The sequence below is a fragment of the Vibrio profundi genome (assembly GCF_005281835.1).
GTDB lineage: Bacteria > Pseudomonadota > Gammaproteobacteria > Enterobacterales > Vibrionaceae > Vibrio > Vibrio profundi.
On the sequence record NZ_RZIS01000002.1, the window covers coordinates 99,724 to 119,761 of the forward strand.

Genomic DNA, 20,038 nt, shown 5'->3' on the forward strand with positions numbered 1-20,038 from the left:
CTTCAGCAAGAATTTTCGCTTGCCATTTATGCAACTTATTCTATAAATACTTTATGCAACTCAAGTCTTATATAGAATTAGTGGAAGTGACTTTTATGAACAGCGCCCCTAACCCTCAATCGAATCCATCCATCCAATTGGATAGCAATCACGAAGCAACCTCTCCAGACGTAGGTAGTATCATCTACGGTGAAGATGCTTTTCTTCATGTGTCGCCATTAAGTGAGTTTGCCTTTAATGTCGCGACGCCTACGGGAAACACATTACGCTGCCGCTCTAAGTTCATGGGCATTCACTCCAAAAACTTACTGGTACTAGAAAAGCCAGACGTCAGCCCACAAGACTTTGCTTTGTTCTTTCAGCGAGGCTATCCCATTAAAGCTTGTGCCATTTCCCAAAAAGGCGAAGGCGCCAGAATCTACTTCAAAAGTAAGATTGAATACGTGGTTCAAGCGGGGCCACACTGCATTGTCTTCATCTCTCTGCCTACAGCTACGCAAGTGAAGCAAGGGCTACGCTCCGAAGCTCGATTAGAGATTACTTTGTCCGGTATTTTGGCACCTGATAAACAAAAATACCTGTGTGAAGTAAGAGATATTTCCGAGTCAGGTTGCCAAGTGGTCACCGACCGCGCGGTCAATGAATACAATGTTGGCAATGTCATTGAACTGAAGATTTTAGACAGCGATGAATCAGAAGAGAGCCCGATACTCACAGGTGTGATCAAGAATAAAAAGCTGTCGAGCCAGTACTGGAAATACGGTGTCCAATTTGATGAGAAATGTTTAGATCAGTCAAAAGAGATCACCGAAAAATTAAGCTTTGACCTCAGTGAACATAGGTTTGTTTTATAGTGAAGATTTGGAGTATTTAAAGCGTCTCATCTTGAGCACTACCCTTATATTGTCTACAATGGCGCACTTTTTTTACTATAGACAGACATCGACATGACTGATAACAAATCACAACCAGCTTTACCAGACCGTCTTGCAGGCAACCCTCGCAGCCCACACCACGTGGCTGAGTGCTTCGAGCACCAAATCGGTATTCGCCTAAACGGCAAAGAGCGTACTGATGTTGAAGAGTACTGCATCAGCGAAGGTTGGGTAAAAATCCCATCTCCTAAAGCACTGGATCGTCGCGGTCAACCAATCCTAATTACTCTTAAAGGCACAGTGGAAGCTTACTACGTTTAAGCCGCTTCACACCTTTTAAGACATGCACATAGCGTGAGAATTTTCTGACGTTATGTGCTTATTCCCTAGCGACACCGCTAACCGAATTTCCCCCACATTCCAGCAGTTTGTATCCGTTGATTTCACACCGATATTTCGACTCTATATTTGAACCGCCGAAGAGCATCATGAGAAAACATTACATTACCGAAGCCGTCACCACTTCAAAAAAGCAAAAAGACGCATACCCAAAACTGGCACTATGTGAACAATGCGTTGGTGATTATATCGTCATCAGTGAAGGCGAACGAACCTACGACAAATGTGCTAAATGTGGTGCCGACGATTAGTCAGCGACGAAAATCACTCGTTGGTATGACAAAAGAAACAAGAGCCATAGACCTAGATTCAGTACGTATGGCTACTCGTTTGATGCCCTAACCTCACTTAGACTACGTCCATTAATGAGATAGAATTGGTTCTAGTTCTTGATTCGTAGGAAGTTTTTCGCCGACCACTTTACCTGTTGCACTGTAGTACGCTAATCCGCTCATCACTTTTTTGAACACTCCCTTCATGACGTTTCGCATGATAAAGTGCCCCACCACCCAACCTAACGGACCACTTTTCACTACAAAATCCGACGACATGTATATTTCACTACGATGTTCATCAATCGCTGTTACTCGCATTTCAGCCACCATACTTTTTAGTGGCAACGAGTGCTCCGACAGTTCCATAGTGAAACCTTGCCCTGGCTGATACTCGGTGATCTCTTCTACCAAGCTTGAGCCATCTTGGAATGTGCATCGTCGCTTAGCACCAACCCCAGATTGAATGTCACTGACAATCGGTGAGCTTTTTATGGTCGTGGCGAATTTCTCTACGCTGCTAAAATCTTCCATTACCTGCCAAACCTTCTCAGCAGAAACGTTCACAATAATAGCCTTTTCAGTATGATGAGCCATGATATTTACCTTATGTTCATTTGATATTACAGCCACCCTACTTAGTTAGCAGCCACTTCCATTCGCGTTAACTTGCTTGTATTCCACGAATAAATATTTCGATCGCCGATGACAAATCTCGCTCAAAGCCCGGCTTTAATTCTTGAAATTCTTCTTGCTCATATAGCTTGTTGAGCGCCGCATTGTCGGAAGCTGCAGCCCATCCACTCGATGTTGCAGCATGGCTCAAGTTCAGTAACTTGAATGCCTTTTCCATGTCCATTTCTGGATAAATTCGCCCTATTTCCATTGCTAGTTTAAACAGCAAGCCTTTTGCCAATCGTTTGAACTCTACGAGTTGTTCATAAGAGCTATTGCTTTCTAGCGAAGTAAATAGGATTGGCGTTAAGTCCAAAAACTGACGATGTGCTAGCAGAGACTGAACATAAGTATCGGCATATTGGCTTGGCTCGGCGCCCTGCTCTAATGCCCGAAGTCGTTTGCAGCAGTCATCAAGCCAACGTTCGAAAAGCTCAGAGAAAATGTTCAGGAATATCTCTTCACGAGAACTGAAGTAGCGGTACATGTTCGACTTAGTGAACCCTGCCTCGGCAGCAATATTGTTGAAGCTCACTTTGTCGTAACCATTCTGCTTAAAAAGAAGAAATGCTGCCTGACAAATGGCTTCTTTTCTTTCGATCTTTTTTTCGTCAGTTGTTGCTCTTTTCCAATTCATAACAATAAGTGTCCAGTGGTCTCTTATTTATAAATTAAGAGACCACTGGTCTTTTGTCAAGCAATTAGATTTATAAATATATTGGAAATATTGATTTATCAGGATAATCAATCATTTAGATAACAACCTGATTGATCAGGTAGCTGTGTTTTTAGAGCACAAGCCATACAAACACGATGCTCATAAACAAAAACCGCCATGGGCTCGCGCTCATGACGGTTGATTAGAGGGGGTAATTTCTGGAAGCGTTACTTACGTAAGGCGTTTAACTTAGCTTGAGCAATACCGAAGATCGTATCTATTGGATAGCTCCCTTCATCGCTGGCCTCACCAGCCGCTTTGCCAGTAAACAATTCGATTGCTTCAGTTACGTGGTCGATAGCCCAAATGTGGAACTCACCTTTTTCCACCGCTTTAACGATATCTGGCCTTAGCATCAGGTTGTGTACATTAGAACGAGGAATGATCACGCCTTGCTCTTCAGTACGCCCTTTAATTTCACAGACATCAAAGAAGCCTTCAATTTTTTCGTTCACGCCACCAATTGGTTGCGATTCACCGAACTGATTCATCGAGCCTGTGATTGCAATATCTTGTCGGTTTGGCTGCTTAGAGAATGCAGACACCACAGCACAGAACTCCGCCATACTGGCGCTGTCTCCATCAACCCCGCCGTATGACTGCTCAAAAGTGATGTTCGTCGTGAGGGGGACTTTCGCTGTTTTGCCAAATACTGATGACAAATAAGCCGATAGAATCATCACGCCTTTCGAGTGAATGCTGCCACCTAGGTCCACATTACGCTCAATATCAATGACTTCACCATCACCATAAGCGGTCGTTGCGGTAATTCGGTTTGGCGCTCCAAACATGTGGTCACTGGTACTTAATACCGACAAGGCATTAACTTGACCAACCGCTTCACCTTGAGTGTGAATCAAAGTGGTTCCGTTGATGAAGGTTTCCATCACGCTATCTTGAAGGCGACCAACCCGCATTTGCTGATTAGCCAACGCTTGTTCAACGTGACTTGAACGGATCAAATTAGACTTGGCGCTCTTCGCCACATAGTTCGATTCGCGCAGCAGATTAGCGATATGCGCCGAGTGAAGCGAAAGCTTGCTTTGATCACCCGCCTGTCGAGAACTGTGCTCGATAATTCGGCCAATCGCTTTGCGATCACAGTGTAATAACCCGCTCTCATGAACAATACTCGAGATGAACCGCGCATAGTGCATTTCAGAGTCAGGTGAGCGCTTCATTTCATCTTCAAAATCCGCTGTGACACGGAAGAGTTCAGCAAACTCGGCATCGTAATGCTGCAGTAATTGATAAGTTCGGTAATCGCCAAATAGGATGATTTTCACATCAAGAGGAATTGGTTCAGGATCCAGTGAAACTGCACCAGTTAACGTCACTTCTTTTTCAAGTGAAGTGAGGCTTAATTGGCGCGAACGTAACGCTCGTTTCAGGCCATCCCACACATATGGCTGCTCTAGCACTTTCACCGCGTCCATAAGCAGCACGCCGCCATTAGCACGGTGTAAGCTACCAGCACGGATCAGTGAGAAATCAGTAAATACCGTACCTTTGAAAGTCGCCGTTTCGGTGTAGCCAAACAATGAGTGATAATTTGGATTTTCCTCGACAACGATTGGAAACTCTTCCGTTTTCTGACTCACAAGTACGTTAACTTTGTAACGACGTGGCAGCTTTTTATCGAGAGAAGCCGTCGCAATCTCCGCTTGTTCATTACTTTCTTCTAAGAAAATCTCAGCGTTTTCTACGATGTCTTTTTGCAGCTCAGTCAGATACTTTTTAATTTCAGTATATTGGCTGTAATCTTTCTTCAACTGCTTAATGAAATGAGTGATCACATCGAGCGTCACTTCATCATTTAGCTTTTGAATTTTCTCGGTATAGGTTTCTTCAAGTTCAGTAAGCTCTCGCGACATTGAACGTAAACTGATCTCCAGAGCATCGATGGTTTTATCAAAGTTATCTTGCTCTTCAGGGGTAAGCTCATCGAAGCTTTCTTCGGTGTGCAGCTCTTCACCGTTCATCGCCACAAACTGATAGTCGCCTTGTGCAGTCAGTGTTAAGTTCACGCCGTTTTGCTTCGCTTCTTGGCTAATCCCTTCTAGCGCGACTTGCTGCTTGCTCGCCAACTGATTCTTTAATTTGTCTGCACGGCTGAAATACATTTCGTTATCAAAAGCCAGTGGCATCGCTTTCAGTAGCTTAGTCACGAGCTTATCGATATCTTGCTTTAAGCGAGCCCCCACACCACAAGGCAACTTAAGTACCTTTGGCGTACGAATGTCTTCAAAATTGGCCACGTAACACCAGTCAAATAACTGGTCGACTTCATGTGGATGACGATTTAAGTAACGCAAGATCATGGTTCGTTTCCCCAAACCATTGCGCCCTATCGCGTAAATGTTATACCCCTTTTCCTTAATCGACATTGCAAACTCGACCGCTTTTTGTGCGCGTTCTTGCCCAACAATTTCATCAATAGGAGCCAGTTCCTTGGTCGACTTGCATGGTAGCTTTTCGAGATCTGCTACTTGATACAGCTGATTTGTATTGAGTCTTTGAATCGCCATAGCCGCCTCCTCAATCCTTTATTATTTTGGGTATAGTTAGACTAAGTGTAGATGCAATTCATTTATATTTTAGTGACTTACGCCTTACCACTGTCTAACCGAACAAATATCATACGATTTGTAACATTTTCAGCCGCTTTTGTTGCCTCAATGCTAATGATATTAACTTGCATTTGATAATAAATATCATTAACATCCATCCATCTTATAAATAGGAGATGGGAAAATGGAACTTGAACGTTGCTGGATGCACTACCTAAAAGCGGAACAGTTGATGGAACAAGGTCATTGGCCTGAGGCGCAGCGTCTCTACCAAGATGTGCTTATTCACTTACCACACCACATCCAAGAAGCCTCGTTCAATGATGACATTAAGCCTTGCCAGTTCGCCTGCCTGCTCGCAGGTTTGCGCGACGCAACCGTTGCCCAATCTGAAATTCTCAATCGACTAGGGCAACAGCAGCTGGCATTCAATACGCTTAATCAATCCTATGCGTTGCTCCAGTTTATCTCGTTAGAAAGCACAGACTTGATTAACCGCACCCACTCTCTCCTTGAAAAACAAAGCGAAGACTTAATGAATCATCTGATTGCATTTTGCAGTGCTCAGCGCAGCGCGCAATGGATGATTGAATTAGAACAATTGCAGAAAGCGCACCACCATTTTGCACAATTGAAAGTGACTCCAGAAGCACCTCATTCACCTCACGTCTTAAATTGATAAGGAAGTACAATGTCAGACCAAGCTATTCTACAAGTTCGTCATCTATCCGTTAGTTTTACTACTAACGATGGCATCGTCGATGCTGTGAAAAATATAAACTTCGACCTAAACGCCGGCGAAACCTTGGCGATTGTTGGTGAATCAGGTTCAGGTAAATCCGTTTCTTCAAACGCGTTGATGCGTCTACTACCAGACAACGCCATCATTTATTCGCAGTCAAGCATCAACTTCGAAGGCGAAGCGATTCTTGAAAAGACTGAGCGTGAAATGCAAGCGATTCGTGGTGATCGCATTGGAATGATCTTTCAAGAACCAATGACTTCACTTAACCCATATTTACGCGTTGGTATTCAAGTGGCAGAAGCCATTATGTGCCACCGAAAAGTAAGCAAAGCTCAAGCTAAGGCGCGTGTTTTAGAGCTATTCGAGTTGGTTCACTTACCAAACCCGCAACAGGCATATAGCAAATACCCTCATGAGTTTTCTGGTGGCCAATTGCAGCGCATCATGATTGCAATGGCGCTGATCAATGAGCCCGATATACTGATTGCTGACGAACCCACCACAGCATTAGATGTAACGGTTCAAGCAGAAGTATTGGACCTTATCAAAGAAATCCAAAACAAGATGGGCATGGCGATTTTGTTCATCACCCATGATCTTGGGGTGGTAAAACACTTCGCTGATCGCGTGCTAGTGATGTGTAAAGGTGAACTCGTTGAAGAAGGTCAGACGCAAGCGCTTTTCCACGCGCCACAGCACGACTACACGCGAATGCTGATTAACTCTATTCCAAAGGGTGCTAAACAACCAATTGAAGCGAATGCGCCTGAGCTTCTTCAAGCTGAAGATATTCGCGTTAAGTTCCTAACTAAGAGCCACTTTATTCCAAGCCGATGCGAGTACTTTGAAGCCGTAAAAGGCATTTCGCTCACACTTAAGCAAGGTGAGACTCTAGGAATTGTTGGCGAATCAGGTTCGGGTAAGTCGACACTTGGCCGCGCCTTGATTGGCCTGCTGCCATCAACGGGTCGCATTGCATATAAAGGCCGAGACATCAGCCTACTGACGGATACTGAACGTTTTGAACTGAAAAAAGACGTACAGATGGTATTCCAAGACCCGTACGGTTCACTTTCACCGCGTATGACAGTCGGCGAAATCATTACTGAAGGTCTAACCGTTCACCAACCGCACTTAACCAAAAAAGAGCGTCTACAACGAGCGAAAGTGGCACTAGAAGAAGTGCGCTTAGAGCCAAATTCAATCAACCGATACCCACATGAGTTTTCTGGCGGTCAGAGACAACGAATTGCGATTGCTCGCGCGTTAATTCTTGAACCTTCGTTCATCTTATTGGACGAGCCGACTTCAGCGCTCGACCGCTCAGTTCAGCTGACGGTGATCGACTTATTGAAAGACATTCAAACTAAACACAACATTGGCTTCCTGTTTATCAGCCATGACCTTTCTGTTGTGAAAGCACTTTCGGATCGTGTACTTGTTATGCAGAAAGGCGTGGTAATGGAAGAAGGCAGCGCTGAAGAAATTTTCCGTAATCCTCAAAATGACTATACGAAAAAACTCATCAATGCATCGTTCGATTTGGATGAAGAGCCAAAAGAAAACGCTGCATAAGTTGAACTAATTCACAAAAACATCGTCAGACTAACTATCGACCTAGAAGTTGATATAGCAAATTCGGTTTGGCCGCCGACCAAAAAATGCCGCATGGATGCGGCATTTTTTATTGTAAGTCTTTGGCACCACTCACTAAGCAATGTAAGCCTTATCCTCCAGCTTTATTTCTACCTTTTGTTCATCCGAAAAAGCGCCCATTTCTATTATAATTAAGGTAGGGTAACCTCAACGCTGCAAACCTCTACAATATCTCGCGTACCTCACAAGTCGTTACACAAGATGAATGGTTAGGGCTTTACATATTTGTCCGAGCAGGGAACAATCCCCCGTGAATCAATACCGCATAGCGCAATCAACAGAGAAACTATGAGTACCATGCAAAATACAAAGTCGAATCCTTTTTTCGAAATTATTGTTAACGTCTTTCTTCCTTCGTTTATTTTAATGAAGTTCAGCGGAGACGAACATTTAGGGACAGGCTTAGCTCTGGTTGTCGCGTTAGCGTTCCCCATTATCTACGGCGGTATGGAACTTATCCGCAATAAGAAGTTTAACTTTATCGCCGCTTTAGGTTTCGTGAGCGTATTATTAACCGGCGGAATTGGCTTATTAGAGCTAGATACTCGCTGGCTTGCACTAAAAGAAGCACTGATTCCAGGCTTAATCGGCCTAGGCGTTTTAGGTTCAACATTTACTCGCTACCCTTTCATGCAAAAGGTTATCTTCACTCCAACGCTAATGAACATGCCGCTGATCGAAGAGCGCCTAAAGCAGTCTGGTAACCCAGAGCGCTTTGAACGTTGCTTAATGACTTCGAACTACCTATTTGCTAGCACATTCGCTTTCTCATCAGCAATGAACTATTTCCTAGCTACGTGGATTGTAACGAGCCCAGCAGGTACCGCAGCTTTCAATGAGGAACTCGGTAAAATGACGCTTTATAGCTACCCAATCATTGCGATTCCGAGCATGCTGATGATGCTAGGTATCTTCTATTACGTTTGGCGCCAAGTTCGCGCACTAACGTCACTAGAGACGGAACAAATATTCCGCCTAAAGTAGCAAATGACTAAAACAAAAAGCCCAGCGAATTGCTGGGCTTTTTGTTTTAAGCGTCTAGGTCTAGAACGCGCTATAAAGATGTGGTTCCCATGTTGAACAAGGTAAACGCATAGATATCGGCGGTTAAATCAATCGACTTATTAAGCGGCATACCGGCACCATGTCCCGCATTCACGTCGATTCTAATCATCACCGGTGAATCACCATTATGCTTGGCTTGCAGCTCAGAAATGAACTTATAAGAATGTGCAGGTACCACACGATCATCATGGTCAGCAGTGGTCACTAAGGTCGCTGGATAGCTTACACCTTCTTGCACATTATGAACTGGCGAATACCCTAACAAGTATTCAAACATATCCTGACTTTGCTCCGACGTGCCGTAGTCGTATGCCCAACCTTCCCCTGAAGTGAAAGTATGGTAGCGCAGCATATCTAGTACGCCGACAGCAGGTAAGGCAACCCTAAATAGCTCTGGCCTTTGCGTCATACAAGCGCCAACTAATAAACCGCCATTTGAACCACCACGGATGGCTAATTTTTCACTGCTGGTGTAACGCTCTCCGATCAAATACTCCGCCGCCGCAATAAAATCATCGAACACATTCTGCTTCTGCTGCTGTGTGCCTGCTTTATGCCATGCCTTTCCATATTCACCACCACCCCGTAAGTTGGCCACCGCAAACACGCCGCCCAATTCTAGCCAACTGGCCACGGTACCCGAAAAACTAGGAGTGAGACTCACGTTAAAACCGCCATAGCCGTACAAGATAGTAGGGTTGTTCCCGTCCAGCTCGAGCCCTTTGCGATAAGAGATCAGCATAGGAACTTTAGTACCATCTGTTGAGGTATAGAAGACTTGCTTAGATTCGTAATCACCCGCTACAAACGGCGCTTCAGACTCTTGATAAACCTTAGATTCACCTGTTTCGACATCCAAGGATAAAACCATTGGCGGAGTCACGTAGTTAGTAAACGTATAATAAAGTTGGGTGTGCTCTTTCTTGCCTCCTAACCCACCAGCGGTGCCTTGGCTTGGCAAATCGATCTCTCGAACAAAAGTACCTTGATAGTCAAACTGCTGGATTTTTGAGACAACGTCCACCATGTAATGAGCGAACATGTAGCCGCCCCCGGAGCTAATGCTCAACGGCTGAGGCTGCTCAGGGATCAAGGTGTCCCACTGCTTAGACTCTGAACAGTAACTGACAATCTTACCGTTAGGCGCATCTAGGTTGGTGTAAAGAAGAAAACGACCGCCAATGTTGTCCACTGGGTAAGTATCGCTATCAACGTTATCACGCAGTGTCACCAAGGCTTGTTCTTCACTGTTCAAATCGATGTAGAAAAGGCGGTTACCTGATGTCGACTCCTGACCATGAATGAATAAGTACGCATCGTCGTCGGTAGTGTATCCCGATACATAACGGTGCTTCTGCGATTCTTCTTCGCCAAAGACGACGACATCATTTTCCTGCGCTGTGCCTAACTGGTGGTAATACAGCTTGTGCTGTTCGGTTCTTGCCGATAACTCACTGCCATCAGGCTTATCGTAGCTCGAATAGTAAAAGCCTCGGCTACCTAGCCAAGAGACACCCGTGAACTTGGCGTCTTCGATAACAGGCTCAATTTGAGCTTTGGTCTCCACATCAATCACGAAGATCTTACGCCAGTCACTTCCACCTTCAGAAATCGAATATGCGACTAAGCGGTAATCTTTAGAAAAGGAAACCGAATCTAAAGAAGTCGTTCCATCTTCAGAGAAGGTATTGGGATCTAAAAAAACTTCCGGCTCTTGCTCGCCTTTCTGGCGATACAACACACTATGATCTTGCAGGCCATCATTCTTGTAAAAATAGGTATATTCACCGCGTACAAATGGCTGTGAACTCTTCTTATAATCTTGCGCCTTAGCGATGCGTTCACGCAATTCAGCTCTAAAGGGGATCTGTTCTAGATAATCGAACGTCACCTGATTTTGGCTATCGACCCACTGCGCCGTTTCTTGGCTGCGATCGTCTTCTAACCAGCGATAAGGGTCTTCAATTGTCTGACCAAAATAGTTATCGCTTACTGCCTGCTTTTTAGTCTCAGGGTATCCGCTTTTGTTTAAATCTTGCATCATCATCCTTAATTTAAATGATTGTAATTCTCAACTTCAGCTTACGAGTTAACGTTACGCAATCAAGCAAAGAAATACTACAAATCGTAACTATGCGATCTATCAATAAATACTCTATCGACGATTTACAGGCACTACATTCGAGCGCTTGATTAGAAATAATGGGAAATCGTTAAGTACCGAGTTCGTATATGTTCAATGAGCAGCTTAATTTTATTCGGTGGCTGGCGAGTAAATGGATACACAGCGTAGATCCCTAATTTTTTACCTACTAACTCGGGGAAGATGTCCACCAGCTGACCATTACGTATATCGTGATATACCAAGCATCGTGGTACATAAGCCACACCATGCCCACCTAACGCTGCCTTTCTTAAGGCTGTCGCGTTATCTGTTGAAAACGAACCCGCAACTCGCACTATGTAGTTGCCTTGCCCCTCTTTGCCCCCTTTAAACTCCCACTCACTCGCCCCAGTGGTTTGGTACGCGTACTGCAGGCAATTATGTTCGACTAAATCTTTGGGATGCAAAGGCTTACTGTTTTTGGCGATATAAGAAGGCGACGCGCACACGACCCATTGTGAGTCGAGTATATGACGTGCAATTAAACTTGAATCTTCGAGGTAACCAGTTCGTATAACCAGGTCAAAACCGTCTTCAACTAGGTCAACAAAACGATTATCGAGCGACATGTCCACGGAAAGCCCAGGGTGCATATTACAGAACTCAGCAACAGCATCAGCGAGGATGAGATCACCCGAGATTGAAGGCACTGACATTTTGATATGACCACTCACATTCTCACCAAAGCCTGAAACTGCATCCATAGCCTCTTGAGCCGCGAGCTTCACATTTTTGGCTCCGTGTAACAAAGCCTTGCCTGCCTCGGTTAACGTCAATTTGCGCGTAGTTCGATATAATAGCTGCACGCCTATTTCTTCTTCCAGCCGCGCAATTCTTTTGCTAACTACTGAATTTGTAAGGTTATTTTGTTCTGCCACCTTACTAAAACTACCCAGTTCTACTACCTGTGAAAACAGGATCAAATCGTCTGCACGCATCTTATTATGTCAATTTTGGAATTAATTATTTTCATTATTTCCCTATATCAATAAAAAATAAAGGGGTAAATTCACGCCAAATTAACAAACCCATTACAACTACAGCTTTTAAGCTCAGCAATTACTACAAAACCAATAACGTGTAGAACACTTCAAACAAGAATGTTTGAACCTATGTACGAGGAAGTACCCATGAGTGAAACATTATTAGCATTATTGGCGTTTTCGCCGATAGTTATCGCCGCCATACTACTGGTTGGATTAAATTGGCCAGCCAAGAAAGCCATGCCAGTGGCCTTCGCTTTAACGGTAGCCATTGCGCTTGTCGCATGGGACATGTCTGCCACCCGCGTGATTGCCTCCATCTTCCAGGGGTTAGGCATTACGGTATCAGTTCTCTGGATTGTGTTTGGCGCCATCTTCTTATTAAACACTTTAAAACACACCGGAGCGATCTCTACCATCCGAAATGGTTTTACCGACATTTCCACAGACCGCCGTGTTCAAGCCATCATTATTGCGTGGTGCTTTGGATCATTCATTGAAGGCGCCTCAGGCTTTGGTACGCCAGCAGCGATTGCCGCTCCATTATTGGTAGCCATTGGTTTCCCAGCATTAGCAGCGGTACTTATGGGCATGATGATTCAATCAACGCCTGTGTCATTTGGTGCCGTGGGTACCCCTATTATCGTTGGTGTGAATAAAGGTTTAGATACGCACAACATTGGCGAAGCACTGATTGCGAATGGTTCAACGTGGGATGCATACCTGCAACAGATTACGTCAAGTGTCGCGCTGATTCACGCTTGCGTCGGTACTTTAATGCCTGTGTTAATGGCAATGATGCTGACTCGCTTCTTTGGTAAGAACAAGAGCTGGACTGAAGGCTTAGATATTCTGCCATTCGCTCTATTTGCGGGTATCGCTTTCACGGTTCCTTACGCATTAACAGGCGTGTTCTTGGGCGCTGAATTCCCTTCATTGATTGGCGGCCTTGTCGGTTTAGCCATTGTGGTTACAGCAGCTAAGAAAGGCTTCTTGGTACCGAAATCTAAATGGGATTTTGAGAGTGAAGATAAATGGCCTGCTGAATGGTTAGGCTCACTGAAAATCGACCTTGATGACAACAAAGGCAATGCGCCTAAGAAGCCAATGAGTATGGCAATGGCATGGGCACCTTATGTTCTGCTTGCGGTTACGTTAGTGGCAAGCCGTGTTAGCCCTGAGTTTAAAGGCTTCTTGAAGAGTGTGAGCCTATCGTTTAGTAACATCCTAGGTGAAACGGGCGTCAGCACTGCGATTCAACCTTTATACCTACCTGGCGGAATTTTAGTGTTCGTCGCTCTAGTTGCGGTACTGCTTCAATCTCGCAGCGCTGCGCCACTAGCCAAAGCCTTTGGCGAATCGAGCAAAACTCTGATTGGTGCAGGCTTCGTACTGGTGTTCACCATCCCTATGGTTCGTATCTTTATCAACTCAGGCGTTAACGCTGCCGACCTTGCGAGCATGCCTGTGACAACAGCAAACTTCGCTGCCGACCTTGTTGGCTCTGCATTCCCAGCGTTAAGTGCAACTGTTGGTGCGCTAGGGGCATTCATTGCTGGCTCTAATACTGTGTCAAACATGATGTTCAGCCAATTCCAGTTTGAAGTTGCGCAAACCCTAACGATCTCAAGTGCTGTCGTGGTGGCTCTACAAGCGGTAGGCGCTGCAGCCGGTAACATGATTGCTATTCATAACGTGGTAGCTGCGTCTGCAACCGTAGGCTTGCTTGGTCGCGAAGGCGCTACGCTACGTAAAACGGTTATCCCAACGTTCTACTACCTAGTTATGACAGGGATTATTGGCCTAGTCGTTATCTACGGCCTACAAATTACTGACGCCTTAATGGGGTAACCCATTTGGCTTAACCAAACTTGGCGTTAATGCCTGTTCCCCGACAAAGCGGTTATGACGTTCTTGCACTACAACGACGCTATAACAATACGCTGGGTGTTAACGCCATTTTATTTTACGACGCTACCTTTAGCGCACTCGATTAAGCCTTCTAAGAAAGGTCACTCATTACCTATTAGGACTGAAATTATGATCATTTCCGCATCGACCGATTACCGAGCAGCAGCAAAATCTAAACTCCCTCCGTTCCTTTTCCACTATATCGACGGCGGCTCTTATGGTGAGCACACCTTGCGACGCAATACGGAAGACTTAGCGGAAATCGCACTCAAACAGCGCGTTCTCAACAACATGTCTGACTTAAGCTTAGAAACAGAATTGTTCGGCGAAAAGCTTGCGATGCCGATAGCCCTTGCCCCTGTCGGATTAACAGGCATGTACGCCCGCCGCGGTGAAGTTCAAGCAGCAAAGGCAGCCGCGAATAAAGGCATTCCTTTCACGATGTCGACAGTATCAGTTTGCCCAATCGAAGAAGTCGCGCCTGCAATTGAACGTCCGATGTGGTTTCAGCTTTACGTACTGAAAGATCGCGGCTTCATGAAGAATGTTTTAGAGCGCGCAAAGGCTGCGGGCGTCACCACGCTTGTCTTCACCGTTGATATGCCCGTTCCTGGCGCACGCTACCGCGACATGCATTCCGGTATGAGCGGTCCAAATGCTGCCGCTCGTCGCGTATTCCAATCTATGCGTCATCCGAGCTGGGCGGTCGACGTAGGTCTACTAGGTAAACCTCACGATTTAGGTAACATCTCTACTTACCGTGGTTCACCAACAAAGCTTGAAGATTACATTGGCTGGTTGGGTGATAACTTCGACCCATCGATCTCATGGAAAGACTTGGAGTGGATCCGTGATTTCTGGGATGGCCCTATGGTAATCAAAGGCATTCTCGATACCGAAGATGCGAAAGATGCTGTTCGATTCGGTGCTGACGGTATCGTGGTTTCCAACCATGGCGGTCGTCAATTAGACGGCGTGTTGTCCAGCGCTAAAGCGCTACCATCTATTGCTGATGCAGTGAAAGGCGATCTCAAAATCTTAGTCGATTCTGGCATTCGTACTGGGCTTGATGTCGCTCGCATGATGGCTCTCGGTGCAGATTGCACACTGCTTGGTCGTTCATTTGTCTACGCACTTGCTGCCCAAGGCCAGGCTGGCGTAGAGAACTTGCTCGATTTATACGACAAAGAGATGCGCGTAGCGATGACATTAACCGGAGCCAAAAGCATCAAAGATTTATCTCGCGAATCATTGGTCGACTTCAGCTAACTAAGAAATAAGAAACTCCTCGCGAATAGCAGGAGTTACTATTCGTCGATATCAGTTAAATACAATTGGTGTCACAGCAATTCAATGGGCGTTGTGACACCGTTTAAGCACTGAAAATAAAACAAAAAAACAAATCAGTGCCAAATAAGAAGCACAAGGAAGCAATGATGGAGAGAACCACATCACACGAGCAAGTGATAAATGCAACCGCATACCAAGAACTTGAAACCATACTTGCTCAGAAAATTGAAACTGAACGCATTGTCACTCAAGAAGCCAAACGACTAGCCTACGGCACCGACGCGAGTTTTTATCGCTTGGTGCCGAAAATGGTTCTAAGGCTCAAGAATTTAGACGAAGTGATCTTTACGATTAAAAGCTGTCGCGAGCTCGGTATTCATTTTACCTTTCGTGCAGCTGGCACCAGCCTTTCAGGCCAAGCGGTCTCAGACTCCGTCCTTATTACCTTAACCGATGACTGGCGCGGTCATGAAATCGTCGACAACGGCAATCAAATCATACTCCAACCCGGTGTCATCGGCGCTGATGCCAACAAATACCTTGCCCCGTTTCAAAGAAAAATTGGCCCTGATCCAGCATCCATCAACACTTGTAAGATAGGTGGGATTGCAGCAAACAATGCAAGCGGCATGTGCTGCGGTACGGCGCAAAACTCTTACCGCACTGTCGAGAGCATGAAAATTGTCCTGAGTGACGGCACTCTGTTAGACACAGCTGAACCATCAAGCGTTGAAGCGGTGAAACAATCACACCCTGCTCTTTTCGACGGCATTAGCGAACTGCATCAACAAACCGCAAGCAATACTGAGCTCACCGAACGTATTCGCCATAAATACCGCCTCAAGAACACCACAGGCTACGCTTTAAACGCGTTAGTCGACTATCACGAGCCTATCGAAATTATTAAACACTTAATGATCGGTTCTGAGGGCACATTAGGATTTATCGCAGAAATCACCTACAACACGGTGGTTGAACACGCACATAAAGCTTCAACATTATTAGTTTTCTCTGATATCGAACAAGCTAGCCAAGCCGTGACCACGCTATCAAAAACTCCCGTCGCCGCGGTTGAATTGATGGATGGGCGCGCATTACGCTCAGTAGCAGATAAACCCGGTATGCCAGATTTCATGCAAAGCTTGGATTTAGAAGCGGCTGCAATCTTAGTTGAATCTCACGCCAGCTCCCAGCCAGACTTAGATTTACAATGTAAATCTATAATGGACGCTGTTGCTGATTACAATATTTTGGAGTCTGTCCCTTTCACTTCGGATGCACAAACCGTCGCGACGTTATGGGGAATTCGTAAAGGCATGTTCCCAGCCGTGGGTGCGGTGAGAGAGGTTGGCACGACCGTCATCATTGAAGATGTCGCGTTCCCAGTCGAAAACTTAGCTAACGGTATTCGCGACTTACAAGCGCTATTTGATAAATACGACTACAGCGAGGCGATCATCTTTGGTCATGCCTTAGAAGGCAACTTGCACTTCGTGTTTACTCAAGGGTTTGATAGCCAAGCCGAAATCGATCGTTACGGCGGATTTATGGACGACGTTGCCGAGCTCGTCGCCGTTAAATACCAAGGTTCGTTGAAAGCAGAACACGGTACAGGCCGTAACATGGCACCATACGTCGAGCTCGAATGGGGCAAAGATGGCTATGCGCTCATGCAGAAGATTAAAGCTCTGTTTGATCCACAAGGCTTGCTTAACCCTGGTGTGATCATCAATGACAACCCAAACTCACATATCACTCACCTTAAGCCAATGCCAGCGGCAGACGATCTTGTCGACCGCTGTATTGAGTGTGGATTCTGTGAACCAGTGTGCCCTTCCAGAACGTTAACCTTATCGCCTAGGCAGCGCATTGTGCTTTATCGAGAGTTGCAACGCCGCCGTGCCGTAGGTGAAACAATTGAAGCCTCTGAGCTAGAAAAAATCTTCGAGTATCAAGGAATCGATACCTGCGCAGCAACAGGTCTGTGCGCCGAGCGATGCCCTGTAGGAATCAACACTGGCGACTTAGTCAAAAAGCTACGTATCGCTAAGTATGAGAAGTTCACACCAATTGCGAAGTGGACTGCGGATCACTTTGCCACCACCACTAAGCTAACTAAGGCTGGTTTAAAAACGAATCAGTTAGCGTCTAAAACACTTGGAGCGAATACCGTTAGCAAGCTTACCAACGGGCTACGCTCCATAACTAAAGGCAGCACTCCGGTCTGGCTACCAGAAATGCCACAATCAAATGCCTACCAGCTGCAAGAAAGTTCTGGTGCCCATTCCTCAACTAATGAAAAGAAAGTGGTATACCTACCATCATGTGCAAGCCGAACGATGGGCCAGCAAGTCGATGCTCAAGATCAAAGGCCACTGACCGAAGTCACTTTGTCGCTACTAGAAAAAGCGGGCTACGAGGTCATTTTACCTAAGAAGCTGGATGACCAATGCTGCGGTATGCCTTATGACAGCAAAGGAATGACAAAGCTCGCTCAATCGAAAGCCGAGCAGCTTGAACAGGTACTATGGCAGGCAAGCCGTCAGGGGGAGTACCCAGTGTTAATGGATACTAGCCCATGCGCTAAACGCAGTATTGAACAGTTTACCAAGCCATTGAAAGTATTAGATCCGACAGGTTTCGTGAATCAATACTTGCTGCAACACCTGGAACTCACGCCAAAACAAGAAACCGTCATGCTGCATGTCACTTGTAGTTCTCGTCGAATGGGATTAGAAAATGACATGCTTAGCCTCGCCAAAGCTTGTGCTTCTGATGTGATCATTCCCGAACATATTCAGTGTTGCGGGTGGGCTGGTGACAAAGGCTTTACCACTCCAGAGCTCAATGAAGCAGCGGTTCACCCACTCAAAGAGCAGGTGCCGAATAACTGTAGCCGAGGCTTTAGTAATAGCCGTACTTGTGAGATTGGTTTATCGCACCATAGCGGCATCCCTTACCAATCTATCTTGTATTTGGTGGACGAAGTTTCCCAATAACTCAAAATCACCAATTATTGCTAAAACGAAAACAGCTGCTCATTAGGCAGCTGTTTTTCTTTACTGTTAACGCTCTAGAACTCTTAAATTAAGTCATTCACCTACTGTTGAGCTAGCGACGCTAAGTCTGATTGAGTATAACTTTCTGCTTCTGCACCCTTGGCGATAAGGTCCACAACCTGAAACTCCTGCATGTCTCCAAACTCCGCTTTTAAATAGTCCCTAAAAGCTTGTTCGTTAGGCCACTTGCCTCTTACAACATAGCCTTCTTCGATATCGAAATCTTCAGTTTCAAGAAATGAAAAATCGGTCATACCAATATTGTGGCAATACAAAACAAGATACATCTTGGTTCCTTCAGTTCAAGTGGGCGTTTACATCTCATCTCGCTCAGATGTTGGCGAATCTGCACTTATCTTAAACAGAACTAATAATGGTTTCTATGGCTAATGAACCACTTAGCTCCAACATCACAGCTATTCGTATCGATATTTCGTTAGCTAACCTGAGACAGACAGTAAACCTTAGTTTTTAAAGTGTTATATAGCCCTATTTTTGGTTGGTTTTTGTCCCACACTGGCTTGGTTATACTGCGCCTGATTTTAACCGTCTCTAAGACACCGCTCTGGATTTACGTTCCAGCTCGCAGAAGGAAAAACCATGTCTCAATACGTTGTATGCGCACTCTATAAATTCGTTGCGTTGGATGATTACCAAGAAATTCGCCAGCCACTTACTGAGCTTTTAGAAGCCCACAATATCCGCGGTACTTTGCTACTGGCTAGCGAAGGTATCAACGGTACTGTTGCAGGAAAGCGCGAATCTATCGATGCTTTACTGCAATGGTTCAAACAAGACTCTCGCCTAGCCGATGTGGTTTACAAAGAATCGTTCAATGAAGAGCAGCCGTTCAATCGCACCAAAGTGAAGCTGAAAAAAGAAATCGTCACTATGGGTGTTGAAGGCATCGACCCACGTCACGTCGTTGGTACTTATGTAAAACCTAACGAATGGAACGCTCTGATCTCTGATCCAGAAGTACTATTGGTTGATACTCGTAACGACTACGAAGTGGATATCGGTACTTTCAAGAACGCAGTCAACCCAAACACAGAAACGTTCCGTGAATTCCCGCAATACGTTGAAGATAACCTTGACCCTAAGAAGCATAAAAAGGTCGCGATGTTCTGTACTGGCGGTATCCGTTGTGAAAAATCGACAGCCTACATGAAAGAGCAAGGCTTCGAAGAGGTATATCACCTTGAAGGCGGTATTCTGAAATACTTGGAAGATGTGCCTGAAGAAGAAAGTATGTGGGAAGGCGATTGCTACGTATTTGATGGTCGTGTGGCTGTTAACCACCAGCTAGAAAAGAGCGGCTACGATGTATGTAACGCTTGTCGCTTGCCAATCACTGAAGAAGACAAACAATCTGAAAGCTTTGAGAAAGGTGTAAGCTGCCCGAAATGTATCGACAAACACAGTGACGAGCAAAAAGCACGTTTCCGTGAACGTGAAAAGCAAGTGCAACTTTCTAATGCTCGTGGTGAAACTCACGTCGGTGGTGAAGCTGCTCACCTTATCGAACAGCGCAAAAAAGAAAAGCTGGCGTTGAAAGAACAGCAGCGTTCAAAAACTAAAGCAAAATAAGCACAGCTCCTCACTCTATAAAGGCACTTTCAAGTGCCTTTTTTTCTTCTTTCTAGTTTGGGTTTA

16 protein-coding genes are annotated in these 20,038 nt (G+C 45.3%); 10 read left to right on the top strand and 6 right to left on the bottom strand.

All coding sequences use genetic code 11. The annotated features are described in order from the left end of the window. Positions 1–95: 95 nt before the first annotated feature. The 3 genes from ELZ11_RS05320 (at position 96) to ELZ11_RS05330 (ending at position 1,525) form a co-directional block, all read left to right on the top strand. Entirely contained in the window at positions 96–854 is a 759-nt protein-coding gene (locus ELZ11_RS05320; RefSeq protein ID WP_167494631.1) for a PilZ domain-containing protein, read from the top strand. A gap of 93 nt (positions 855–947) precedes the next feature. Continuing rightward, the gene (locus ELZ11_RS05325; protein ID WP_137356349.1) at positions 948–1,196 is read left to right on the top strand and encodes a DUF3297 family protein; all 249 of its coding nucleotides are present in this window, start codon (positions 948–950) and stop codon (positions 1,194–1,196) included. 167 nt (positions 1,197–1,363) lie between these two features. Next, a complete protein-coding gene (locus ELZ11_RS05330; protein WP_137356350.1) occupies positions 1,364–1,525 on the top strand; it encodes a hypothetical protein in 162 nt (53 codons plus the stop codon). A gap of 111 nt (positions 1,526–1,636) precedes the next feature. Here ELZ11_RS05330 and ELZ11_RS05335 read toward each other — a convergent pair whose 3' ends face one another. The 3 genes from ELZ11_RS05335 to ELZ11_RS05345 form a co-directional block, all read right to left on the bottom strand. Beyond that, entirely contained in the window at positions 1,637–2,143 is a 507-nt protein-coding gene (locus ELZ11_RS05335) for an SRPBCC family protein (RefSeq protein ID WP_137356351.1), read from the bottom strand. Between the two features lie 67 nt (positions 2,144–2,210). Next, positions 2,211–2,858 (bottom strand): TetR/AcrR family transcriptional regulator, encoded by a 648-nt coding sequence (locus tag ELZ11_RS05340; RefSeq protein ID WP_137356352.1) that lies wholly within the window; start codon positions 2,856–2,858, stop codon positions 2,211–2,213. Between the two features lie 248 nt (positions 2,859–3,106). Continuing rightward, positions 3,107–5,467 carry a Lon protease family protein gene (locus ELZ11_RS05345; protein ID WP_137356353.1) on the bottom strand — a complete coding sequence of 787 codons (2,361 nt, stop codon included), beginning with the start codon at positions 5,465–5,467 and terminating at the stop codon, positions 3,107–3,109. Between the two features lie 226 nt (positions 5,468–5,693). Here ELZ11_RS05345 and ELZ11_RS05350 point away from each other — a divergent pair, with 226 nt between their 5' ends. From ELZ11_RS05350 to ELZ11_RS05360, 3 genes are all read left to right on the top strand, one after another. Further along, entirely contained in the window at positions 5,694–6,188 is a 495-nt protein-coding gene (locus tag ELZ11_RS05350; RefSeq protein ID WP_137356354.1) for a hypothetical protein, read from the top strand. Positions 6,189–6,200: 12 nt separating this feature from the next. Beyond that, on the top strand, positions 6,201–7,829 hold the full coding sequence (locus ELZ11_RS05355) for an ABC transporter ATP-binding protein (protein ID WP_137356355.1): 1,629 nt from the start codon (positions 6,201–6,203) through the stop codon (positions 7,827–7,829). Positions 7,830–8,198: 369 nt separating this feature from the next. After that, entirely contained in the window at positions 8,199–8,894 is a 696-nt protein-coding gene (locus ELZ11_RS05360) for a VC0807 family protein (protein WP_137356356.1), read from the top strand. 70 nt (positions 8,895–8,964) lie between these two features. Here the strand turns inward: ELZ11_RS05360 and ELZ11_RS05365 are convergent, their stop codons facing one another. Beyond that, positions 8,965–11,016 carry a prolyl oligopeptidase family serine peptidase gene (locus ELZ11_RS05365; protein WP_137356357.1) on the bottom strand — a complete coding sequence of 684 codons (2,052 nt, stop codon included), beginning with the start codon at positions 11,014–11,016 and terminating at the stop codon, positions 8,965–8,967. A 152-nt stretch (positions 11,017–11,168) separates the two neighbouring features. Further along, entirely contained in the window at positions 11,169–12,077 is a 909-nt protein-coding gene (locus tag ELZ11_RS05370; protein ID WP_137356358.1) for a LysR family transcriptional regulator, read from the bottom strand. A 192-nt stretch (positions 12,078–12,269) separates the two neighbouring features. Between ELZ11_RS05370 and ELZ11_RS05375 the strand changes: the two genes are divergently transcribed. From ELZ11_RS05375 to ELZ11_RS05385, 3 genes are all read left to right on the top strand, one after another. After that, positions 12,270–13,973: an L-lactate permease gene (locus ELZ11_RS05375; RefSeq protein ID WP_137356359.1), complete on the top strand. Its 1,704-nt coding sequence runs from the start codon at positions 12,270–12,272 to the stop codon at positions 13,971–13,973. Positions 13,974–14,162: 189 nt separating this feature from the next. After that, complete coding sequence (gene lldD, locus ELZ11_RS05380; RefSeq protein ID WP_137356360.1) at positions 14,163–15,302, top strand: FMN-dependent L-lactate dehydrogenase LldD; 1,140 nt, start codon at positions 14,163–14,165, stop codon at positions 15,300–15,302. A gap of 167 nt (positions 15,303–15,469) precedes the next feature. Next, positions 15,470–18,322, top strand: coding sequence for an FAD-binding and (Fe-S)-binding domain-containing protein (locus ELZ11_RS05385; protein WP_137357014.1), 2,853 nt, complete (start codon positions 15,470–15,472; stop codon positions 18,320–18,322). 101 nt (positions 18,323–18,423) lie between these two features. Here the strand turns inward: ELZ11_RS05385 and ELZ11_RS05390 are convergent, their stop codons facing one another. Further along, on the bottom strand, positions 18,424–18,669 hold the full coding sequence (locus ELZ11_RS05390; protein ID WP_137356361.1) for a hypothetical protein: 246 nt from the start codon (positions 18,667–18,669) through the stop codon (positions 18,424–18,426). A gap of 313 nt (positions 18,670–18,982) precedes the next feature. Between ELZ11_RS05390 and trhO the strand changes: the two genes are divergently transcribed. Further along, positions 18,983–19,972, top strand: a complete 990-nt coding sequence (gene trhO / locus ELZ11_RS05395; protein WP_137356362.1) for an oxygen-dependent tRNA uridine(34) hydroxylase TrhO — start codon at positions 18,983–18,985, stop codon at positions 19,970–19,972. Positions 19,973–20,038 lie beyond the last annotated feature (66 nt).